Consider the following 20532-nt stretch of genomic DNA (forward strand, 5'->3'; position numbering starts at 1 on the left):
CGGCAGCCGCCGTCTCGCGGGCGGCCGGCGTCCATAGCGCAGCGGCAGCGAACACCCACCACAAGACACGACCGAACGGGAACCGATGGGGGCCAGGAAGCTCATGCGTATCAAGGAACAGTGGGACCAGCTCGACGGCGCCACCCAGCAGTGGCTTGTCAGCAATCCGGGCTGCGTGCTGTTGCCGCCCTCTGTGGTTGCGGCGATCGGGCGCGCCACCAAAGTGGACGGCCAGACCGGGCCGCACGGGGAAGCAGCGCTCTCCGACGAGGACAGGACCTTCATCAGGAGCAAGGCGCACGCCGGCGCCGTGGTCAGTCCGCGGCGCCCGAACGGCTGATTTGTTCGCTGGCGAGGAGCCGCTCGCTGACCTCCACCTCGGGGTGGACCAGCACAACGGAGCCGCCGGCCAGCCAGGCGCCCAGCGCCAGCGGCAGTGCCGCCGCCAGCCCGTCGCCGGCCCTGATGAGCAGCCTGCTGCCGTGGGCGGCGGCGCGGGGGTAGCTCCCGCCAAGGTCCTCGAAGCTGGCGGCGGCTTCGCCGTCCAGCAGGGCCTCGCCGTCGAGCAGCGCAGCGTCGGATGCAAAAGGTTCGTCGAACGGCACGAACACGTCGCCGTGCGCGCGGACTTCGGCCGCGTAATCAATCACCCCTGCCGGAAGTGCCCCGGGCCAGGACATCTGCAGTGCACCCAGGGCCACTGCTGCGGTGGTCCGCCCCGCCGAATCCGCGGGCTGGTCCGTGACGTCGATGTCCGATTCCGCGGGTCCGAGCACGACAGTGCCTCCGGCTTGCCAAACCGCCAGTGCCCACACCAGCGACCGCCAGTGGGCCGGCAGGGCCAGCCGGACGGAGGTGCCGGGACCGGCGTCGAGCTCGTCCACCATCAGGTTCGCCGTCTTGGCCACCCAGTTGTCCAGGACCCGGCCGGAAAGCTCCACGCGCTCGCCGTTCGGGCCGTACCACGTCAGCCGCGGCGAGGTGGGATTGATGGAACGCAGGTCCGCCATCAGGCGGGAAACGGGGGTTGGCATAGACCCATCCTGCCACGCGCCGCATAGGCCGAAACGGCCTGACCTGCGGCGCGGCAGGGACACGCCGAACAATAGTCTTCAAAACACGCGCGTGGCGTGCCGGGCGGACCGGAAAGTAACTCGATAAGATTCCCGCCGCCGCTTGACTCAGAGAGTCTTACACGCGTGTAATTAGGTATCGAAGGTCCCGGGTTAGCGGTCAACAACGCGGTGGTTACTCGATCCAACAATTACGGTTTTGATCCAAGCACATGGAGGGGTGGCATGGGACAAGCGGAGAGGGTTCAGCAAGTTTCCAGCGTGGCTGCGCAAGCGTCGGCACAGTACGGTTCCCGGGGGGTGCCGAGCGACTGGTACGTTGACCCGGCAGACCCGTCCGCCGCCCGCCGCTTCAACGAGGACACGCAGCGGACGCTGGACGACCAGGCCACCGCCTTCCTGGCAGCCCACGAGGCACTCGAAACCACTGCTCTTTCCGACCTGAGCGGCATCGAGGACGCCCCGATGGACCTCGTCGCCGACCAGCGCCCGGCACAGCCGGTCTGGATCGGACTTCCCGGCGGCAACGATTTTGACGACGAGGGTGAACTCGGCTGGCAAAGCGACGCGCTGTGCGCCCAGACGGACCCCGAGGCATTCTTCCCGGAGAAGGGCGGCTCCACCCGGGACGCGAAAAAGGTCTGCGCGGCCTGCAACGTCCGTTCCGAATGCCTGGAGTACGCACTCTCGAACGATGAGCGCTTCGGGATCTGGGGCGGCCTGTCCGAGCGCGAACGTCGCCGGTTGCGGAAGCGAGCGGTCTGATTCTTCAGCAAGTACGCGTTACCGCTGTCCTGGTTGCCCATGACGGCGCGCAGTATCTCCCCAGAACACTGGCGGCACTTGCCGCCCAAACCCGGGCGCCCGACGCGGTGGCCGGGATCGACGCCGACTCCTCGGACAGTTCCTACGACCTGCTCGCAGGGGCGCTGGGCGAGGAGCGCGTCCTCCGGTTGTCCCCGGCACGGGGAGGTTTCGGCGGCGCTGTCAAGGCCGGCCTGGCGTCCCTGACGCCTGCCTCGCGGGAAGGGGATGCCTCCGGGGACTGGATCTGGCTGCTGCACGACGACGCCGCCCCGGACCCCGAGGCGCTGGCGGAACTGCTTCACGCCGTCGAGCGCGCCCCCTCGGTGACGATCGCGGGCTGCAAGCAGTTGGACTGGGACGAGCCGCGCCGGCTGATTGACGTGGGGCTCTCCGTGAGCCGCTGGGCCGAACGCGTCACCCTGATCGACCTCGACGAACTGGACCAGGGCCAGTACGACGGCCGTAGCGACATGTTCGCCGTGAACAGCGCCGGCATGCTGGTGCGCCGGGACGTCTGGGAAGCCCTCAAGGGCTTCGACCCGGCCGTCCCGGGAGTGGGCGACGACGTCGACCTGTGCTGGCGCAACCGGCTCGCGGGCAACCGCGTCGTCGTGGTGCCCGGCGCCCGGATGTTCCACGCGGCCCACCGGCCCCGGGCCCTGGGCAACGCGGCGGCTGGGCGCCAGGCCCAGGTGCACCTGCGGCTGAAGCATGCCCCGTTCTGGCAGGTGCCGTTCCTTGCCCTTGGCGCCCTGCTGGGCAGCCTGCTCCGCTTCGTCCTCACGGTGCTCGCCAAGGACCCGGGCTACGGGGCCACCCAGTTGGTCGCCACGGTGGCGGCCCTGCTGCGCCCGGCCGCGCTCTGGCGGTCACGGCGCAGCGCGGCCCGGACCCGCACCGTCTCGCGCAGCGTCCCGCGCGCCCTGCGCACCTCCCGGCGCGACGTCTGGGCGCACCGGCGTTCGCTGCTCGAATCCCTGGCACCCGAGGACGTCGTCGGGGACGGCTCCGGCAGCGACAGCCGCGGATTCGAGCCCAGCGGCGACTCCACCGATGACTTCGCCGCTCTCGCCACCGCCGAGCGCGGCTGGGCCGGCACCGGCGCCCTGGTCTCTGCCCTGCTGCTGCTCGCTGCGTCGCTGATTTCCTTCTCCCGCCTGTTTGGCGCCGAGGCCGCCACCGGAGGCGCCCTGCTTCCCGTCTCGGACAGCCTGGGCGAGATCTGGCACAACGCCTCCGCTTGGTGGATCAGCCTCGGGCCAGGCTTCGCCGGCCACGGCGACCCTTTCGACTACGTCCTCTGGCTGCTCGGAGTGCTCGGCTTCGGCAACGCGTCACTGGCCGTCATCTGGACCCTGCTGCTCGCTCTTCCGCTCGCGGGCCTGGGTGCGTGGTTTGTCGCGGCGTCGCTGACCCGCCGCCGCTGGCCGCGCTTCGTGGCTGCGCTGGCCTGGGCAGCGGCACCGTCGCTGCAGGTGGCCCTCGGGCAGGGCCGGCTGGGTGCCGTGCTTGCGCACCTGCTCATCCCCGCCGTCGTCCTGGGGATGATCCGGGCGCTGGGACTGGCCAAGGGCGCAGCCGGGGCCCAGGCAGCGGAACCGGCTGAGCGCAGGGGCGCGGAGCGGCCGGCGAAGCCCGGCACGAACGGCGTCCCCTCCTGGACCGCGGCGGCTGCCGCCGGTCTCGCGCTGGCCGCGCTGGCCGCGTGTTCGCCGCTGCTTTTCCCGGTGGCCGTGCTGGCAGTGCTGGCAGTGACAGCCCTGATGCCGCGCCGGGCCAAGACCCTTTGGTGGTCCCTGCTGCCGGGGGCAGCCCTGCTGCTGCCGTTCGTCCTTTCCGCGCTGCAGACTCCGCGGGCGCTTCTCGCTGATCCGGGAGTCCCGCTGCCGTTCAACCCCGCGCCCCTGTGGGAGCAGTTGCTGGGGCAACCCGTCCGGTTCGACGCCGCTGCCGGGATCACCGGCCTGGGCGCCCTGCCCTCCGGCGGCGCCTGGGCGCTGGCCGCAGCCCTCGTGCTCGGCGGACCGCTCGTGCTGGCAGCCGCGGTGGCGCTGTTCGTGCCCGGCCGCTGGGCGTGGCTTGCCCGCGGATTCTGGCTCGTGGCGCTGCTCGCCCTCGCCGCAGGCTGGCTGGCGGGCCGCGTCCCGGCAGCCCAGACGGGCAACACCCTGGTCGCCCCGTTCCCCGGACCGGCTGTCTCGCTGGCGTGCTTCGCCCTGCTGGCGGCCGCCGTGGCCGGGGCTGATGAACTGCTGCGCCGCCTTGCCGGCCGCCGCGGGGGACGCGCGGCGCAGCCCGCGGTGCGCGCCGCTGTCGTCGTCGTGGCCGCGGTGCTGGCCCTCGTTCCGGCCCTGGGCACAGCTCTCTACACCGCGCGCAACCTCACCGACCCGGGCACCCCGGCCGCCGCCCTCCAGCCGGACGGCTCGGCGCAGGCCGCACGGGGCGCTGCCGGCCTCGGCACCGCCCGCGTGGTGGGTCCGGGCCCGCAGCGCACCCTTCCTGCCACTGCCACGGACCGCGGCACCGGCCCGGAGCAGAGCCGCAGCCTCGTGCTCAGCGTCGACGACGACGGCGCCGTGACCTCCGCGCTGATGCGCGGCGCGGGCACCACGCTGGACAGGCTCTCGGCGATTGCGGCCGCACGCGGCATCACCGGCGCACCGGGGGCCGAAAAGGTCGCCCCGGATGACGCGGCCACCACGGACCTGCGCAGCGCCGTCGCCACCGTGGTCGCGGCTACCGGCGTTGACCCGCGGGCCAGCCTCGAGCGGCTCGGCGCAGGCTTCGTGGTGCTGCAGCACTCCAACACGGCCGCGGAACTCCTGGCCGGCCGCATCGACTCGGTGCCAGGCCTTGACTCCATCGGCCAGACCGACGCCGGCTGGCTCTGGCGCGTCACGCCGCCCGCTGCCGACGGGGTCAAGACCCCGGACGCGGTGTACCGCGCCCGCCTGGTGGACAGCCAGGGCCGGACCCTGGCCGGGATCAACTCGGAGCTGACCGACATCGACACCACCGTGCCGCGCGGTCCGGAGGGCCGCCAACTGGTGCTTGCCGAGCGCTCCGACCGGGGCTGGGCCGCGTACCTCAACGGACGCAAATTGACCTCCACCACCAGCGGATGGGCCCAGTCCTTCACGGTGCCCGCCTCGGGCGGTCATCTGGAGGTCAGGCATGACAGCGACTGGGCACCGTGGCTGGCAGCCCTGCAGATCATCGTGCTGGGGCTGACCGTCCTGCTCGCCGTCCCGCTGCGGGCCCGGCGCCGGCGGTCGGGCATCTCACGCGACGAAGGCGCCCTGCGCAGGGAAGGTGCACATGTCTGAGAAGACGACGACGCCGGCGGACCGCCCCGCCGGCGAACGCCAGCGTTCCCGGCTCCGCAAGGCCCCGGGCAGCACCGCTGTCCTGGGTGTGCTCGCCGGAGCGGCAATTGCAGTGGCGGCAACCGCCCTGGTCGCAGCCGGCTCGCTTGCCGCACCCCCGGCGGCGCCCTCGTTCCCGGCACCGTCCGCGGCCGTCCCGGCAGGCCGGTCCGTGGGAGTGTGCCCGCAGCCGGCCCGGCTGCTGGAAGGGTCCGTCAGCGGCACCGACCCGCAGTTCAGCCCGGATTCGACCACGGCCAGCAGCGCCCTGAGCGCGCTGGTGCTCAGCAACGACACCGGCGTGCTGCCGGGCAGCCGGATCACGCGGATGGGGGCCGGCAGCCCGGCCGCGACGCTGGCCAGCCCTCCCGCGGCCGGCGCCGCCCCGGCGGCCGGACCGCCCAGTCAGAAGGCCGCCGTCGTGCGCTCCCTTCCGGCCAGCGGCACCATGATGCTCACCGCCGACCAGCAGGACGGCGAACAGCCGGCGGCAGCGGCCCTGATGCGCTACTCGGCGACCGACGGGGACCTGCGGGGCCTCGCCGCGGCGGGCTGCCAGCAGCCCTCGAACGACCTGTGGCTGGTGGGAGCCAGCACCACCGTCGGACGGACCGCCATCCTCAACATCACCAACGCCTCGCCGACGCCGGCGACAGTCAACCTGGACCTGTTCGGGGACAAGGGCGTCGTCGAAGCCGCCGGAAGCCGCGGACTGCTCGTCTCCCCGGGCAGCACCCGGTCGATCGTGCTCGCCGGCCTGGCTGCGAACCAGCAGAAGCTGGCCGTGCGGCTCAAGAGCAGCGGCGGCCCCGTCACCGCGACGATCCAGCAAAGCGTGCTGCGCGGGCTGGCGCCAGGCGGCGTCGAATTCATTGAACCGGCGGCGCAGCCCGCCCTGAGCCAGGTGCTCAGCGGCCTGGACCTGCAGGCGCCCGCAACAGCGGATGCCCTGCGCGGCAAGGACGGCTTTGCCGACGCGGCCGCGGCGCTGCAGGTAGCCGTCCCCGGCGCCAGCGACGCCGTCGTCGAGGTGCGCCTCTACGGGCAGAACGGCCAGCAGCCGCTGCCCGGCGGGGGAGTCTTCCGGGCGCCGGCCGGCGCCGTGTCCGAACTGCCGCTCACCGGGGTTCCGGCCGGCACCTACACCGTGGCGGTCAAGTCGGACACGGCCATCACCGCGGCGGCACGCGTGGTGCGCGGGACGAAGTCCGACGCGTCCGTGGACTTCGCCGTCTCTGCCAACGGCGTCCGCCTCGGCGCGCAGCACCTGGTGCCGGTGCCCCAGGGCCTGGATTCCCGGCTGGTGTTCGGAGCCCCCGACGGGCAGTCGAAGATCAGCCTGGTGCCGGTGGCCTCGAACGGCTCACTGGGCGACGCGCGCACGCTGAACCTGCAGGCAGGAACCACCGCGGTCGTGGACACTGCCGCGGCCGGCGGCAAGGACGTGGCCGGGTTCATCGTCTCCGCGAGCGGAGCGGCGGCCTACGGCGCACAGGTGCTCACCGGCGGCGGCCAGCAGGGGATTTCCGTGCTCGGGCTCCCGCCGGCGGCGACAGGGCAGAGCAGCATCCCGGTCACTGTCGGCTTCTGAGGGCGGCGGCCGCTCAGCGGTCGCTGCGGCGGTAAATCGGGTCCAGGGTTTCCGGGGCAACGCCGAGCAGCTCGGCTGTCTGCTCCACCACGACGTCGTGCACCAGTTCCCGGAGGTCCTCCGGCCCGAGCGCAGCCTGCTCCACGGGCCTGCGGTACACCGTCACGGTGGACGGGGTGCCGCGGCGGTGAGCGCCCAGCGGCGCCCGCTGCCCGGAGGCGACAAGTTCCTCAAGCGCCGGCGGAATCTCCTCCACGGCGAACTGCACCGCATCCAAAGCCGCGCCCTGCAGATCGTGCAGCCGCTCCGCCGAGTCCGTCACCAGGTCATCGAACTTGTCCATCCGCGTCCGGTATCCCGGCAAAGTGGGCGGCAGGAGCTCCCCGCGCAGCCCGCGGCCGTGCCGGTCCCGGTGCCGCGCCCTGAAGCTGCGCGCTGCCTGTCCGCGACCCCCGGCGGCCGTCAGCCGGACCGTGAAGGAGGGTCCGTTCTGCGGTAACTGCATAACAAGAACTCTAATGCCCGGGACCGCTGCGGGCGAGAGCGGCCACTGCTCCGGGGCGCCACGCAGGCCGTCCGGCCGGCCAATGCCGGGCCGGTGGCCGCCAAGGCGGTAATCTGGACTGTCGTGGGAGCCATACGTCAATGTTCGCGATCAGCCTGCCGCCAAGCGGCCGTGGCCACGCTGACGTATGTGTACGCGGACTCCACGGCAGTGCTGGGACCGCTGGCCACGTACGCGGAGCCGCACTGCTACGACCTGTGCGCCGAACATGCCGGCCGCCTGACCGTGCCCCGCGGCTGGGAGGTGCTCCGGCTGGCCATGCCCTCGACTCCGCCCGGCCCCGGTCCGGACGACCTGCTGGCCCTCGCCGACGCAGTGCGCGAGGCGGCGTCGGCGGGCAGCGACCCGGAACCGGTGCAGCGCGAACCGAAGGGCTCGCTCGAGCCTCCCGCCGGTTCGGCCGGGCCGCGCCGCGGCCACCTGCGCGTGCTGCGCGAACCTTCCTGACCCCCCGGGCCCGCTGCACCGCGTCTGGGCCCCGGAGCCGCCCTGGCCGCTATCATCGCGGCCGCGCGTTAGGCTTGGAGGGCGCACGCCGCACCCGAACCAGCCGCCTAGGAGCCCATCCCATGCCTCACCTCAGCCCGGAGCTGCTCGCCGTCCTCCGCTGCCCCGTCACGGGCGCGCCGCTGGCCGTGGACGGCGACGACCTCGTTGCGACAGTCCCCGGGCCGGACGGCAGCATCCCGCGCTACCGCATCGAGGACGGCATCCCGCTGCTGCTGGCGCCGGAGGTGCTGGACTCCGCGGCCGACGCCGGATCCGATCAGCACGACGGCGCGGGCTCCCCCGCGCCCCGTTCCTAGGCTCCGCCCCCGTACCAACAGGGCCCCAGTACCAACAGGGCCCCAGCACCATCAGGCCAGCACTACCACCAGCTGCACACCGTTCCGGAAGGACTCCCGATGACGTTTGATTACAAGGTCGCCGACCTGTCGCTGGCCGAGGCCGGCCGCCACCAGATCCGCCTGGCCGAGCACGAGATGCCCGGGCTGATGTCCCTGCGCGCCGAGTTCGGCGCGAGCCAGCCGCTCAAGGGCGCCCGGATCGCCGGTTCGCTGCACATGACCGTGCAGACCGCCGTGCTGATCGAGACGCTGACGGCGCTCGGAGCCGAGGTCCGCTGGGCGTCCTGCAACATTTTCTCCACCCAGAACGAGGCCGCGGCTGCCATCGTGGTCGGCACCGGCACCGTCGAGGAGCCGGCCGGTGTGCCGGTCTTCGCCTGGAAGGGCGAGACGCTGGAAGAATACTGGTGGACCGCGCAGCAGATCCTGACCTGGCCGGGCGCCGACGAAGACCCCTCGCTGGGCCCGAACATGATCCTCGACGACGGCGGCGACGCGACCCTGCTGCTGCACAAGGGCGTCGAGTTCGAGGCAGCGGGCGCGGTCCCGCAGGCCTCCGCGGAGGACCCGGAGGAGTACCGGATCATTCTCGACGTGCTCCGCCGCAGCCTGGCCGAGGACCCCCGGCGGTGGACCCGCATCGCCGAGGGCATCCAGGGCGTCACCGAAGAGACGACGACGGGCGTGCACCGCCTCTACCAGCTCGCCGAACAGGGCAAGCTGCTGTTCCCCGCGATTAACGTCAACGATTCGGTCACCAAGAGCAAGTTCGACAACAAGTACGGCATCCGGCATTCGCTGCCGGACGGCATCAACCGGGCCACCGACGTCCTGATGGGCGGCAAGGTCGCCGTCGTCTGCGGCTACGGCGACGTCGGCAAGGGCGCGGCGGAGGCTCTGCGCGGCCAGGGCTCGCGTGTGATCGTCACCGAGATCGACCCGATCTGCGCGCTGCAGGCCGCGATGGACGGCTACCAGGTGGCGCGGCTCGAATCGGTGCTGGACCAGGGCGACATCTTCATCACCACCACGGGCAACAAGGACGTCATCATGGCCGAGCACATGCTCGGCATGAAGAACAAGGCGATCGTGGGCAACATCGGCCACTTCGACAACGAGATCGACATCGCTGGCCTGGCGCGCATTCCCGGCGTCAAGAAGGTCGAGATCAAGCCGCAGGTGCACGAATGGGTCTTCGAGGAGGACCCGGCCACGGGAGAGAGCAGCCGGTCCATCATCGTCCTCTCGGAGGGGCGCCTGCTCAACCTCGGCAACGCCACCGGCCACCCGTCGTTCGTGATGAGCAACTCCTTCGCGAACCAGACGATCGCGCAGATCGAACTGTTCACCAAGCACGGCACCGGCGAGTACAAGAAGCAGGTCTACGTGCTGCCCAAGCTCCTCGACGAGAAGGTGGCCCGGCTGCACCTGGCGGCCCTCGGCGTCGAACTTACGGAGCTGAGCAAGTCGCAGGCGGAATACCTCGACGTCGACGTCGCCGGTCCGTACAAGGCCGACCACTACCGCTACTAGGCTTCGGGGCCGGGGAGCCGCGTCCGCGCGGCTCCCCGGACACCACCGGAAGACCTGCAGCATAATGTTGCCGCACTGCAACGCGCCCCGCCGCGGGGCGGCGTCCCGGGTGCCGTAAAATTAAAGGGCAGTCACAGCGGCTGCGCCCAGTGTGGGGGGATGCCCGCGGGCACCGAGGCGGAGACAGTATGGCTGAGAAGACAACCCGAACCCGATGGAAGATCGGCGCGCTCGTCGCGGCCGGAGCGCTCGTGCTCGCCGGCGGCATTGGCGTGGCCACAGCGCCCTCCTGGGCGCGCAGCCCGATCGGATCCGAGGCTTCAGCTCCTGCCCGGGCGGTCCCCGGATTCGCCGCCCCCGTGGTCAAGCCCGTGCAGATCGGCGCCACGCCCGTCGACGGGGCCCAGCACGTCAACCCGGCACTGCCGGTGGAGGCGAAGGCCGCCGGCGGCAAAATCACCAACGTGAGCCTGGTGGCCGACGACGGCACCGAGGTGCAGGGCACCACCAGCGCGGACGGCTCGACCTGGACCGCCAAGGGTCCGCTTGCCTTCAACGCCACCTACACCTGGAACTTCACCGCCGTGGACGGCGCGGGCCGCGAAACCAAGAAGACCGAGACCTTCCAGACAGTGCCCACGCTGTACGAAGCTGATGCGGCCATCTACCCGCAGGACGGCCAGCAGGTCGGGGTGGCCCAGCCCATCGAGATCAACTTCAGCGAGCCGGTGACGAACAAGGCAGCCGTGGAGAAGGCCATCAAAATCACGACGACGTCGCACCAGGCCGGCGCCTTCCACTGGTACAGCGACAAAAAGGTCCGCTACCGGGCGAAGGACTTCTGGGCCGCGCACAGCACGATCACCGTCGCGATGAACCTGTTCGGCGTCGACTTCGGCGGCGGCCAGATCGGCAACTTCAACAAGACCATCAGCATCCCGATCGGGGACAAGAAGGTCGCCATTGCGGACGCCACGGCGATGAAGATGACCGTGAGCATCAACGACAAGCCGGCGGGCAGCTGGCCGGTCACGATGGGGGACAAGCGGTTCCCCTCCGCCCGCGGATACCTGGTGCTGATGGGGCACCAGCGCAAGGCGCACTTCGTCGCGGCGACCATCGGCCTCAAGCCCGGGGACCCCGCCAACTACGGTGAACTGGACGTCAACTACGCCACCCGCCTGACCTGGAGCGGCGAGTTCATCCACCAGGCCACGGACACCGCACTGCCGTACCTCGGGGTCATCAACCTCTCCCACGGCTGCATCGGCATGAGCGCGCAGGGCGCCGGCTGGGTGTTCAACCACATGGGCGTGGGCGACGTCGTCAAGGTAGTCAACACCAAGGGCGACTACGCGGACCACACAGACGGCTTCGGGGACTGGAACATCCCCTGGGCGCAGTACGCCAAGCGCTGATCCGGCCGGCCGGTTATTCCCGCCGGTGTGCTGAAGGGTGGCCGCTGGCGTGCTGCTGATGTGCTGCGGAACGGGTCAGAGCGCTTCGTAACTTTGACCGTGGGGACCGACGAGCGCAGCCGGGACACCGTTGACGGAGAGGATGGTGCGCCCGTTGACAGGGACTTTGACCAGTTCGGTGATCCGGGGGAGTACGCGTTCGCCTTCGTTGCTGATCCAGGTGACCTCGGGCAGGGAACGCATGACGTCGACGAACCGTGCACGTCGTTCAGGTTCGAGGTAGACGAGCACAGCGCTGTGGAACACCACGACCCGGGCGCCGGGCGGCGCGCCCTGCACGAGTTCCATGACGGTCTCCACCAGGTCGCCCCGCACCAGCCGCGGCGGTGCCGCGGCGACCAGGTTTGCCGCGGCGTGCAAGCGGCGCCGGCGTTCGTCGTGCTCGGGCCAGACCAAGGCCTCCAGCCAGCGGAGCTCGGCGGGCCTGCGCACGTCGACGGGGTTCAGGTCGACGCCGGAGCGCCAGACGACGTCGGGGATGGAATCCGGGACGCTGCCCTCGTCGATGCGGCAGGCGAGCCTGACAGGACTCGGGCCGCCGGCCGGGTCGAGGGCGACAATGCGGCCGCCGGCGCCGTAGCGGTAGCTGTAGCGGTCCGGGTAGAGACACAGCCCCGCCGATGCGCCTGCCTCAATGAGCGCCAGCGGCCCTTCCAGCCTGCTGAGCACCGGCAGCAGAACCGCGCAGCGTCCGGCTTCGTTGGTCTGCGTCGACCGTTCCCGGATCACGCGGTCCGTCCGGGCCCAGTGCTCCAGCAGCCAGCACCGGAATACCGGATACGGGCCGGCCGGAGCGCCCAGGAAGCGGGCGGCCGCGAAGACAAGATTCGGCTGACGCTTGGTGGGCGGCAGCGCCTCAATCAACGCCAGGACCTGGGGATCCGCTGCGACTGCGCTGGCCCATTCGTGGAAGACCGGCGACACGTTTCTCGCCTCGATCTCGGCAAAGCTGCGGTACACGTCCGCTGTCCTGGTCCCCACAGTTCCACACCCTACGCCGGCAGTAGGCTGTGCGCATGAAGCTCCGCGAAGCGACCCCCGCTGACCTGGCCCAGGCAGCAGATGTCTGCAACGCTGCCGGGCGTGCTCCCTGGACGAAGGAGGCGCTTGCTCCGCAGACAGGCCGGACAGTACTCGTGGCCCTCCAAGGGAACCGGATTGTCGGCATCGCCAAGACCCATTTTTATCCGGAACCCGACGGGACAGCGCCGGCCGGACACTATCTTGGGGGAGTCCTCGTGCTGCCGGCTTTTCGCCGGCAGGGTGTCGGGTCGCACCTCACCAGGGCAAGGCTCGACTGGATCAAGGAACGATCGGCCCGCGCCTACTACTTCGCCAACGAGCACAACGCGGCTTCGATCCGCATGCATGAGGCCATGGGATTCCGCCCGATTGCCCGGCTGCCGCAGATTCACGGCGTGAACGCTGACGAGGGTAGGTCCGAGCTAGTCCTCTTCGAGTGCGCGCCGTAGGGGGCGTCGCGGTTCGGCCAGCGGCGGGATCAACCCGCGACCGGTGAACGTCCGCCCAGGACCCAGCGGACTTCGTCGATGAGCAGGTCCAAGGCGTTGCCCACCGGCTGATATCCAAGGTCCCGGGCGGCGGTGGTGTCCAAAGTCAACGAGGTGCGCCATGGGTGGTGGCCGCGCCCGGAACCGCCGGGCACATGCTCGATTGTGCCGTGCCACTGAAGCTCGGCTGCGATGGCGCGGACGATCTCCTCGGCGGTGGGGGTGTCCGGGTCGGCGGAGTTCAGGATCCGCCGCCCGGGGTGGGCGGCAACCGTTTCGATGAGCGCGGCGACGTTTGCTGCGGCAGAGAGGTGGTCGACGGCGTCCGCATCGGCGAGTGCCACCGTTTGCTCGCCGGCGAACATCCGCCCGACGAAATCCTTGGTGCGGGGGTTCCGTGCCCATCTGCCGTGCACTTTCGACGGCCTGAGCACGGTGACCGGAAGCCCTGAATCAAGCGCTACCCGTTCGGCGGCGACCTTGCAGGGCGCGTACCCCTCGCGGGTGAAAGGATCGACCTCGTCGGCAGCCGGCGGCACCGTGCAGGAGTCCTCACGGGCCGGTCTGCGGAACCGGGGAGGCTCGTCGCCGTTGATGTGACGGCCGGCGTCGTCGACGTACACGGCGCGGCTGGACACCAGCACGAGACTGGCCGCGGACGCCATCGCCGGAAGGAGCGCGCGGACGTCTGCGGCCTTGTAGGCGACGAGATCGACGATCAGGTCAGCGCCGCCGCCGATCAACCCTGCAACACCGCGGGTGTCCGTCCGGTCCAGCCGGTGGAAGCGGACCCCTGCCCGCAAGAGCTCGTCCGGCATGCCCGAGCGTTGGCGCCCGGTGACTTCCACGTCCCAGCCCGCAAGAGCGAGCCGTTGAGCGGTCGCGCCGCCCATGGCACCGGTACCGCCCAGCAAGATCGCACGCACCGCATCCCCCCGGATTGGTCAAACAGTTCAACCCCGCACTCTACGGCACCCGCGGACGGTTCATTCCAGCCCGAAGGGCAGCCGCCGCAGCCGCTCCCCGGTGCGGGCTGCTGCATCCCGGCGCGACAGCAGCCGGCGGTAGTCGCGGTCGCGCCGCTCGGCCATGACTGCCGCAAGGAACGCGCCGGCGGGCGTGCCCGCCGGCGGCGGCGGGGCCACGAAGGAGGCAACCTCGGAGACGAGTTCGGCAGCCAGCAGATCACGTGAAGCGGGTGCCAGTTGCGGTCCCTGCCTGAGGAAGGACTGCACCCGCCGTGCAGTGCCGTCGGGGAGCCGGCCGAGGTCCGCGCTGGTTACCCACCCGGCCAGGAAGGCCGGCGCAGGGGCCAGCGGCGCCGGGGCCGCGGGCACGCGCTCGCGCATCGAATAGGTTCCGGCGAGCATGTCCCCGAGGCGCTTGGAGCGGTCATTGAGCAGCGACACGATGAACGCCACCGCCCCCGCCATCAGGTAAATCTCGAAGACGCCGACCAGGGCGCGAATCAGGGCGTGCCGGAAGCGCAGCGCACCGCCGTCGTCGCGCACAACACGCAGCCCCATCACGAGCTTTCCCAGCGACTTGCCCCTGCTCGCCGTCTCCACCGCGACGGGGACGGCGACGAAGACGAGCACCAGGCTCAGCAGGACCAGGATGCGGCCCGCGGCACGGTCCAGCAGATTCGGCACCGTCCCAATGCCGAGGAAGAGCAGCACGGCGACGAGTACCTGGGCCGCCACATCGATCAGCAGGCCGACGCCGCGCAGCGCGAACGACGCGGGCCGCAGCTCCAGGACCACGGCCTCGCCGGTCACCATCGCGCTCATGAACTCCCCCTGATCCCTCCGGCAGGTCCTCCGGCGAATGTGGGCCAAGTCTAGCGGGACGCGGGTGGGTGCAGGCCGCTAGGGTAAGGGCGTGGACCTCGACGCCTTCACCGCCGTGCACCGGCCCGAGTGGGACCGTTTGGACGCCCTCGCGTCGCGCCGCCGGTTGACCGGGGCCGAAGCGGACGAAATGCTCCGGCTCTACCAGCTCGCGTCCGCCCACCTGTCCACGGTCCGCTCGCTGGCCCCCGAAAGCCCGCTCTCTGCGTCGCTGTCCACCCGGCTCGCCCGCGCCCGGGTGCGCTTCACCGGCGCGCGCTCCAATGTCCTCGAGGACTTGGCCGTCTTCTTCCTGTTCTCCCTGCCCGCGGCGTTCTACCGGCTGCGCTGGCTCACCCTCACCATCGGGGCGGCCTTCACCGTGGTCGGAGTCCTGTATGCGGTGTGGGTCGCCTCGACGCCGGAGGTGATCCCCGCGCTCGGCGGCGACGCGCGGATACGCCGGTACGTGAACGAGGACTTCATCAACTACTACTCCGAGAATCCGGCGGCGTCTTTCGCCGGCGCGGTGTGGACGAACAACGCGTGGGTGGCGGCGCAGGAGGTCGCGTTCGGCGTGACGGGCCTGTTCGTGCCGATGGTGCTCTACTCGAACGCGCAGAACAGCGGCCTGGCGGCCGGGTTTTTCGCCTCGTCCGGCAAGCTCGACGTGTTTTTCAGCTACATCCTGCCGCACGGGCTGCTGGAGCTGACGGCGGTCTTCGTGGCGGGGGCCGCCGGACTGTCGCTGTTCTGGGCCTGGGTGTCGCCGGGGCGACGCAAACGACTGGACGCCCTGGCCCAGGAGGGCCGTTCCATGGTGACAGTGGCCCTCGGACTGGTCCTGGTGCTGTTCGTGTCCGGACTCGTGGAGGGCTTCGTGACGCCGAGCGCGCTGCCGGTCTGGGCGAAGATCGGCATCGGCGTCACAGTGCTCGCGGCCTATTGGGCCTACACCGTGCTGCTGGGCAGGCGCGCGGTCGCGGCAGGGCACCGCGGGGACCTCGCCGCCCGCGACACCGGCAGCACGCTCGCGGCGTCCTGAACCGGGCTGCCCGGGGTGGCGCAGCCGCTGGCGGCCGCGCAGCCGGTAACCTCGAAGCAGATGTTCCCTGCATCCGCCGTGCGGGTGCGACGACGACGGAAGTGACAGAGCTGTGAGCGAGAAGAAGCCGGAAAACCCCGAGCTGGCCGCGGAGGCCACCGAGGATGACGAACCGGCCTTCGAATGGATGAAGCCGCGCGGCCGACGCGAGGAGGCTGCTGCCAGTCGACAAGCTCCTGCTGCTGAGGGGGCTGCCCGCGCCGAGGCCTCCGAACCGGTCCGCGCCGAGGAAGATGCTGCGCCGGTAGCCCCAGCGACGGACAAGCTCGCCAAAGACGAGCCCGCGAAGGATGAAGCAGCCCAGCAAGCCCCCGCTGCGGGGGCGTCCGCGGTGGAAGACACCGGCGCGGAAGATCCGACGCCGACCAGCATGCTCTCGGTCCGCCCGCCGGCGGAGGAAAGCCAACGGCGTGCCGCCGAACGCGACCAGGCCGCCCAGGCCCGGCCTGTGCTGCCCCGGGTGATGCAGGTGCTGCTTGCGGTGTTCTTCCCGCTGCTCACCATCATCGGTGCCATCCGCGCCGTCACCACGCCGCTGTTCCTCTGGGTGGAATACCACCGGCCCGGGTTCCCCTCGGACAGTTACGGTTTCAGCCTCGATGACCGGATGACCTACGGCTCCTACGGGGTGGACTACCTGGTCAACTTCGCCGGCCCGCGCTACCTCGGCGACCTGGTCGGAACGGACGGCAAGCAGCTCTTCACGCAGGGCGAAGTCAGCCATATGGCGGATGTAAAGTCGGTCATCGGCACCACCTTCCTGGCCGGCACCGTGCTGCTGGTCGCGGCCGTCATCATCATCATCTACCTGCTGCGCCGCAGCAACGGGGGAGTGCGCCGCGGCCTCTTCGGCGGAGCGATCGCCACCTTGCTGATCGTGCTCCTGCTCGGCGTGCTCGGCTTCATCGGCTGGGAACAGTTCTTCACGGACCTGCACCGGCTCTTCTTCGCCCAGGGGACCTGGACCTTCTACCTCGACGACGCGCTCATCCGGCTCTACCCGGGGCAGTTCTGGATGGACGCCGGTCTGGTAATCGGCGTGCTCGTCCTGCTGGTGTCGCTGCTGACCATCGTGCTCACCTGGCCCACGCGTCGCCGCCGCGAACGCAGCGCCCGCTCCCGCAACCCGAAGGCGGCCCGGCGCTCGGCCTGAGCCCGGCCTGAGCCCGGAAACAGCCCGGCCCCGCTCGGGGCCGGGCTACTTCGCGTAGAGGCCCTCGACGTCGTCGGCGTAGGCTTCCAGCACGCTGGCCCGCTTGAGCTTCAGGGACGGCGTGAGGAGGCCCGATTCGACGGTGAAATCCGTGTCCAGCACGCGGAACTTGCGGATCCCTTCGGCGCGCGAGACGAGTTCGTTGGCTGCATCGACGGCGCCCTGCAGTTCCGCCAGCACCTGGGGGGACGCGGCGGCTTGCGCGGGGGTGAGCACTGCGGTCTTCCGCGCCCGGCACCAGGCGGCGAGGCCGTCAGGGTCCAGCGTCAGCAGGGCCCCGACGAACGGGCGACCCTCGCCGACGACGACGGCCTGCGAAACCAGCCGGCTCTCGCGCAGCTTCTCCTCCAGCGGCCCGGGCGCGACGTTCTTGCCGCCCGCAGTGACCAGCAGGTCCTTCTTGCGGCCCGTGATGGTGAGGAAACCGTCTTCGTCGAGCTCCCCGAGGTCGCCGGTGCGGAAGAAGCCGTCCGCGAAGGCCTCAGCATTGGCGGCATCGTTGCGGTGGTACCCCCGGAAAATGCCGATGCCCTTCACCAGCACCTCGCCGTCGGCCGCGACCCGGATGGTGGTGCCCGGCATCGGGATCCCGACGGTGCCGACCTTGGTATGGCTCGGGGTGTTGGCGGTGCACGGTGCCGTGGACTCGGTCAGCCCGTAGCCCTCCAGCAGGATGAGCCCTGCACCGCGGAAGAAATGTGCCTCGCGCGGGTTGAGCGCGCTGGCGCCGGACACGATGTGCTGCAGGTCCCCGCCAAAGGCCGCACGGACCCGGGCGAACACCAGCCGGTCAAAAAGTGCGTGCCGGATCCGCAGCAACGGCCCGGGCCCCCGGCCGGTGCCGCGCGCAGCGGCGTCCAAGGCCTTGGAATAGTCGATCGCCGTGCGCGCGGCGAGTTCGAACACCCGGCCCTTGCCGGCTTCTTCGGCGTTCTGCTGCGCGGTCGCGTAGACCTTTTCAAAGACGCGCGGGACCGCCAGCAGGAAGGTGGGCTTGAAGGTGCCGAGGTCTTCAATCAGTTCCGCCGCGGACGCCGCGTGGGCGACGGTGGTTCCCGCGGCCAGGCAGATCACCTGCACCGCGCGGGCCAGCACGTGGGCCAGCGGCAGGAACATCAGGGTCCGCGTGTCCGGCCGGTCGAGGATCTCGGGCAGGAACAGGATCGTGTTGCGGGCCACGAGTGCGAAGTTGCCGTGGGTGATCTCGCAGCCCTTGGGCCGGCCGGTGGTCCCGGACGTGTAGACCAGCGAGGCGACGTCGGCCAGCCCGGCTGCGGAGCGCGCGCGCTCCAGGGCGTCGTCATCAACACCGGCGCCGGAAGCTTCAAGGCTGGCCAGATCCGCGCCGTCCGCGCTTTCCGTCATGCTCCAGATGGACGGGCCGGGGCCGTCGGCGGTGCCGGAAGCTTCCCGCACCAGGTCCCGCTTTGCCTCGTCTTCCACCAGGACGATCTTCGCTCCCGAATCGGACAAAATCCACGAGACCTGGCTGCGCGAGGAGGTCTCATAGACGGGAACGGTGACACCGCCGGCGTACCAGATCGCGAAATCCACCAGGGTCCACTCGAAGCGTGTCCGGGACATGACGGCGACCGTGCCGCCGGGGACGAGGCCGGCTGCGATCAGGCCCCGGGCCACGGCACGCACCCGGTCCTCGAAGCGGGCCGCAGTCACCGTGTCCCAGCCTCCGGGCACCTTCCGCGCATAGAGGGCGTGCTCCGGATCCTTCCGGCGCTGGTCCCGCAGCAGGTCGGTGACATTGCTCCGCGGGTCCAGATCGACCAGCAGCTCCGTCGCGGCTTCCCTCACCCTGTACTCGCTTTCTCCCGGCGTCCCCCCGACAGCATCGTAGCCCGTGGGACAGCTCCTGCCGCCGTCAGATCCAGCTCGGCATCCACATGCGCAGGCGCCACTCGTTGTAGGTGATCGGTTCCGCCGTCCAGATCGGCAGGAAGAACGCGGCACAGACGAGGGCTGCGACCACGAACAGGCCGACGACGAGAACGCCCGCCTGCCGGCGTCCCGGCGGGTCCGCTGGCCGGCCCAGGACCAGCCCGAGGCAGAACACGAGCGCCAGCACCAGGAACGGCTCGAAGGCGATGGCGTAGAAGAAGAACGTGGTCCGCTGCGGGTAGAGGAACCAGGGAAGGTAGCCGGCTGCCACGGCGGCCAGGATCGCGCCGGCGCGCCAGTCCCGCCGTCCGACCCACCAGAACAGCAGCACGACAAGTGCGGCGGCGGCGCTCCACCAGATCACCGGGTTGCCGACGGAGAGGATCGCCTCCGTGCAGCCGCTGAAGGTGCAGGAGTCCTGGCCCGGCTTCGGGGATTCGTAGTAGAACGACGTGGGCCTGCCCATCACCAGCCAGGTCCAGGCGTTGGCCTTGTACGGGTGGTCGGCGCTGAGACCGGTGTGGAAGTTGTAGGCGGAGAGATGGTAGTGCCACAACGACCGCAGCGAATTGGGGATCCACCCCCAGGCCGCGGACGGGTTGCTCTCCGCCCAATGCCGGTCATAGGCGTTGCTCGAAAGGAACCAGCCGGTCCAGGTGAGGAGGTAGACGACGGCAGTGGTCGGCACGATGCTCAGGAAGGCAGGCAGGCCGTCCTTGAGGACGCCGCCGCCGGCCCAGTGCCTGATCCCCGCGGCCCGGCGGGCGCCCAGGTCCCAGAACACGGTCAGCAGACCGAAGCCGGCCAGGAAGAACAGCCCGGACCATTTGGTGCCGACGGCGAGGCCCAGGCACACGCCGGCGGCCAGGCGCCACGGGCGGAACCACAGCCACGGCCCGCTCAGCAGGGCCCCAGGGGCGCCGGCGGCCCTGCTGACTCTGGCGGCGAGCCGCCGCCGTCCGTCGTCGCGGTCCAGCAGCAGCGCGCCGAACGCCGCCAGCACCCAGAACATCAGGAAGATGTCCAGCAGCGAGGTGCGCGACATCACGAGGTGGTGGCCCTCGACGGCGGTCAGCAGCCCGGCCACTCCGCCCAACGTGACGGATCCGAGCATCTTCTGCGCGATCAACGCCACCAGCAGGATTGAGAGCGTCCCGGTCAGGGCGGCCGAGAAGCGCCAGCCGAACGTGTTGGTGGGGCCGAACAGCGCCATGCCGAAGGCGATCATCCACTTGCCGACGGGCGGATGGACGACGTATTCGGGGGTGCTCAGGATGACCGAAGGGTCCCCGGCGTTGAACGCGTCATTGGCCTTGTCCGGCCAGTTCCGCTCGTAGCCGCTAATCAAGTACGAGTAGGCATCCTTGACGTAGTACGTCTCATCGAACACCAGGCTGTGCGGGTCGCCGAGGCGGACGAAACGCAGGATCCCGCCGATGACTGCGGTCAGCACCGGCGTCAGCCAGTACCAGAGGCGCAGCGACGGCGGATAGTCGCGCCAGCTGGCAAGCGGGCCGGTCAGGCGGCGACGCAGAGCCTCCGCCGTGACGGCCTCCGCAGGATCGCGGAGCCACTGCGGCTCCCGTCCGCCGTCGTTCACGGGCGCCTCGGCAACGGCAACAGGGCGGGGGGCGGCTGGGCTCACGCTTGCCATGCTACCGCCCGCGCCCGGGCCGTCCGCGGCGATTAGGCTGGGGGAGTGGATGAGAGCAGCGCAG

Annotated in this window: 18 protein-coding genes; 11 read left to right on the plus strand and 7 right to left on the minus strand. The window is 70.7% G+C overall.

Annotation, left to right across the window (positions count from 1 at the left end; translation table 11 throughout):
- Positions 1-103: 103 nt before the first annotated feature.
- Positions 104-340 (plus strand): hypothetical protein, encoded by a 237-nt coding sequence (locus KIH31_RS07365; RefSeq protein WP_214426448.1) that lies wholly within the window; start codon positions 104-106, stop codon positions 338-340.
- Here the strand turns inward: KIH31_RS07365 and KIH31_RS07370 are convergent.
- Positions 315-1034, minus strand: coding sequence for a TIGR03089 family protein (locus KIH31_RS07370; RefSeq protein ID WP_214426449.1), 720 nt, complete (start codon positions 1032-1034; stop codon positions 315-317). The genes KIH31_RS07365 and KIH31_RS07370 overlap by 26 nt on opposite strands.
- A 264-nt stretch (positions 1035-1298) precedes the next feature.
- Between KIH31_RS07370 and KIH31_RS18085 the strand changes: the two genes are divergently transcribed.
- Genes KIH31_RS18085 through KIH31_RS07385 form a run of 3 tightly spaced genes read left to right on the plus strand, consistent with a single transcriptional unit; the run spans position 1299 to position 6839 of the window.
- Positions 1299-1838: a WhiB family transcriptional regulator gene (locus tag KIH31_RS18085; protein ID WP_250545652.1), complete on the plus strand. Its 540-nt coding sequence runs from the start codon at positions 1299-1301 to the stop codon at positions 1836-1838.
- 29 nt (positions 1839-1867) lie between these two features.
- Complete coding sequence (locus KIH31_RS07380; RefSeq protein ID WP_214426796.1) at positions 1868-5209, plus strand: glycosyltransferase family 2 protein; 3342 nt, start codon at positions 1868-1870, stop codon at positions 5207-5209.
- Positions 5202-6839, plus strand: a complete 1638-nt coding sequence (locus KIH31_RS07385) for a DUF5719 family protein (RefSeq protein WP_214426450.1) — start codon at positions 5202-5204, stop codon at positions 6837-6839. Before KIH31_RS07380 ends, KIH31_RS07385 begins: the two co-directional genes overlap by 8 nt.
- 13 nt (positions 6840-6852) lie before the next feature.
- Here the strand turns inward: KIH31_RS07385 and KIH31_RS07390 are convergent, their stop codons facing one another.
- Positions 6853-7344, minus strand: a complete 492-nt coding sequence (locus KIH31_RS07390; protein ID WP_214426451.1) for a metallopeptidase family protein — start codon at positions 7342-7344, stop codon at positions 6853-6855.
- 123 nt (positions 7345-7467) lie between these two features.
- Here KIH31_RS07390 and KIH31_RS07395 point away from each other — a divergent pair, with 123 nt between their 5' ends.
- The 4 genes from KIH31_RS07395 to KIH31_RS07410 all read left to right on the plus strand — a co-directional run bounded on the left by KIH31_RS07395 (position 7468) and on the right by KIH31_RS07410 (position 11203).
- Positions 7468-7851 (plus strand): DUF3499 domain-containing protein, encoded by a 384-nt coding sequence (locus KIH31_RS07395; RefSeq protein ID WP_214426452.1) that lies wholly within the window; start codon positions 7468-7470, stop codon positions 7849-7851.
- 122 nt (positions 7852-7973) lie between these two features.
- Positions 7974-8210: a Trm112 family protein gene (locus tag KIH31_RS07400; RefSeq protein WP_214426453.1), complete on the plus strand. Its 237-nt coding sequence runs from the start codon at positions 7974-7976 to the stop codon at positions 8208-8210.
- 99 nt (positions 8211-8309) lie between these two features.
- The gene (ahcY, locus tag KIH31_RS07405) at positions 8310-9785 is read left to right on the plus strand and encodes an adenosylhomocysteinase (RefSeq protein WP_214426454.1); all 1476 of its coding nucleotides are present in this window, start codon (positions 8310-8312) and stop codon (positions 9783-9785) included.
- A gap of 188 nt (positions 9786-9973) precedes the next feature.
- A complete protein-coding gene (locus KIH31_RS07410) occupies positions 9974-11203 on the plus strand; it encodes an Ig-like domain-containing protein (protein ID WP_214426455.1) in 1230 nt (409 codons plus the stop codon).
- A 75-nt stretch (positions 11204-11278) separates the two neighbouring features.
- Here the strand turns inward: KIH31_RS07410 and KIH31_RS07415 are convergent, their stop codons facing one another.
- Positions 11279-12244, minus strand: a complete 966-nt coding sequence (locus tag KIH31_RS07415) for a DUF2332 domain-containing protein (protein WP_214426456.1) — start codon at positions 12242-12244, stop codon at positions 11279-11281.
- Positions 12245-12279: 35 nt separating this feature from the next.
- Between KIH31_RS07415 and KIH31_RS07420 the strand changes: the two genes are divergently transcribed.
- Positions 12280-12735, plus strand: a complete 456-nt coding sequence (locus KIH31_RS07420) for a GNAT family N-acetyltransferase (protein WP_214426457.1) — start codon at positions 12280-12282, stop codon at positions 12733-12735.
- Between the two features lie 29 nt (positions 12736-12764).
- Here KIH31_RS07420 and KIH31_RS07425 read toward each other — a convergent pair whose 3' ends face one another.
- Together KIH31_RS07425 and KIH31_RS07430 are read right to left on the minus strand one after the other, a co-directional pair.
- Positions 12765-13700: an NAD-dependent epimerase/dehydratase family protein gene (locus KIH31_RS07425; RefSeq protein WP_307857574.1), complete on the minus strand. Its 936-nt coding sequence runs from the start codon at positions 13698-13700 to the stop codon at positions 12765-12767.
- A gap of 60 nt (positions 13701-13760) precedes the next feature.
- A complete protein-coding gene (locus KIH31_RS07430; protein WP_214426458.1) occupies positions 13761-14564 on the minus strand; it encodes an RDD family protein in 804 nt (267 codons plus the stop codon).
- A gap of 91 nt (positions 14565-14655) precedes the next feature.
- Here KIH31_RS07430 and KIH31_RS07435 point away from each other — a divergent pair, with 91 nt between their 5' ends.
- The gene (locus KIH31_RS07435; protein ID WP_214426459.1) at positions 14656-15648 is read left to right on the plus strand and encodes a stage II sporulation protein M; all 993 of its coding nucleotides are present in this window, start codon (positions 14656-14658) and stop codon (positions 15646-15648) included.
- Between the two features lie 112 nt (positions 15649-15760).
- Positions 15761-16861 (plus strand): TIGR01906 family membrane protein, encoded by a 1101-nt coding sequence (locus tag KIH31_RS07440; RefSeq protein ID WP_307857575.1) that lies wholly within the window; start codon positions 15761-15763, stop codon positions 16859-16861.
- A gap of 45 nt (positions 16862-16906) precedes the next feature.
- Here the strand turns inward: KIH31_RS07440 and KIH31_RS07445 are convergent, their stop codons facing one another.
- Together KIH31_RS07445 and KIH31_RS07450 are read right to left on the minus strand one after the other, a co-directional pair.
- Positions 16907-18730, minus strand: coding sequence for a long-chain fatty acid--CoA ligase (locus KIH31_RS07445; RefSeq protein WP_214426460.1), 1824 nt, complete (start codon positions 18728-18730; stop codon positions 16907-16909).
- Between the two features lie 67 nt (positions 18731-18797).
- Positions 18798-20468, minus strand: a complete 1671-nt coding sequence (locus tag KIH31_RS07450; RefSeq protein ID WP_214426461.1) for a phospholipid carrier-dependent glycosyltransferase — start codon at positions 20466-20468, stop codon at positions 18798-18800.
- Positions 20469-20532 lie beyond the last annotated feature (64 nt).

The sequence above is a fragment of the Paenarthrobacter sp. DKR-5 genome, assembly GCF_018531425.1.
In the GTDB taxonomy this organism is placed as follows: domain Bacteria; phylum Actinomycetota; class Actinomycetes; order Actinomycetales; family Micrococcaceae; genus DKR-5.

Coding starts and splice junctions, on each gene's coding strand:
- KIH31_RS07365 (WP_214426448.1), top strand. CDS start 104: ATGCGTATCAAGGAACAGTGGGACCAGCTCGACGGCGCCACCCAGCAG.
- KIH31_RS07370 (WP_214426449.1), bottom strand. CDS start 1,034: ATGCCAACCCCCGTTTCCCGCCTGATGGCGGACCTGCGTTCCATCAAT.
- KIH31_RS18085 (WP_250545652.1), top strand. CDS start 1,299: ATGGGACAAGCGGAGAGGGTTCAGCAAGTTTCCAGCGTGGCTGCGCAA.
- KIH31_RS07385 (WP_214426450.1), top strand. CDS start 5,202: ATGTCTGAGAAGACGACGACGCCGGCGGACCGCCCCGCCGGCGAACGC.
- KIH31_RS07390 (WP_214426451.1), bottom strand. CDS start 7,344: ATGCAGTTACCGCAGAACGGACCCTCCTTCACGGTCCGGCTGACGGCC.
- KIH31_RS07400 (WP_214426453.1), top strand. CDS start 7,974: ATGCCTCACCTCAGCCCGGAGCTGCTCGCCGTCCTCCGCTGCCCCGTC.
- ahcY (WP_214426454.1), top strand. CDS start 8,310: ATGACGTTTGATTACAAGGTCGCCGACCTGTCGCTGGCCGAGGCCGGC.
- KIH31_RS07410 (WP_214426455.1), top strand. CDS start 9,974: ATGGCTGAGAAGACAACCCGAACCCGATGGAAGATCGGCGCGCTCGTC.
- KIH31_RS07420 (WP_214426457.1), top strand. CDS start 12,280: ATGAAGCTCCGCGAAGCGACCCCCGCTGACCTGGCCCAGGCAGCAGAT.
- KIH31_RS07430 (WP_214426458.1), bottom strand. CDS start 14,564: ATGAGCGCGATGGTGACCGGCGAGGCCGTGGTCCTGGAGCTGCGGCCC.
- KIH31_RS07450 (WP_214426461.1), bottom strand. CDS start 20,468: ATGGCAAGCGTGAGCCCAGCCGCCCCCCGCCCTGTTGCCGTTGCCGAG.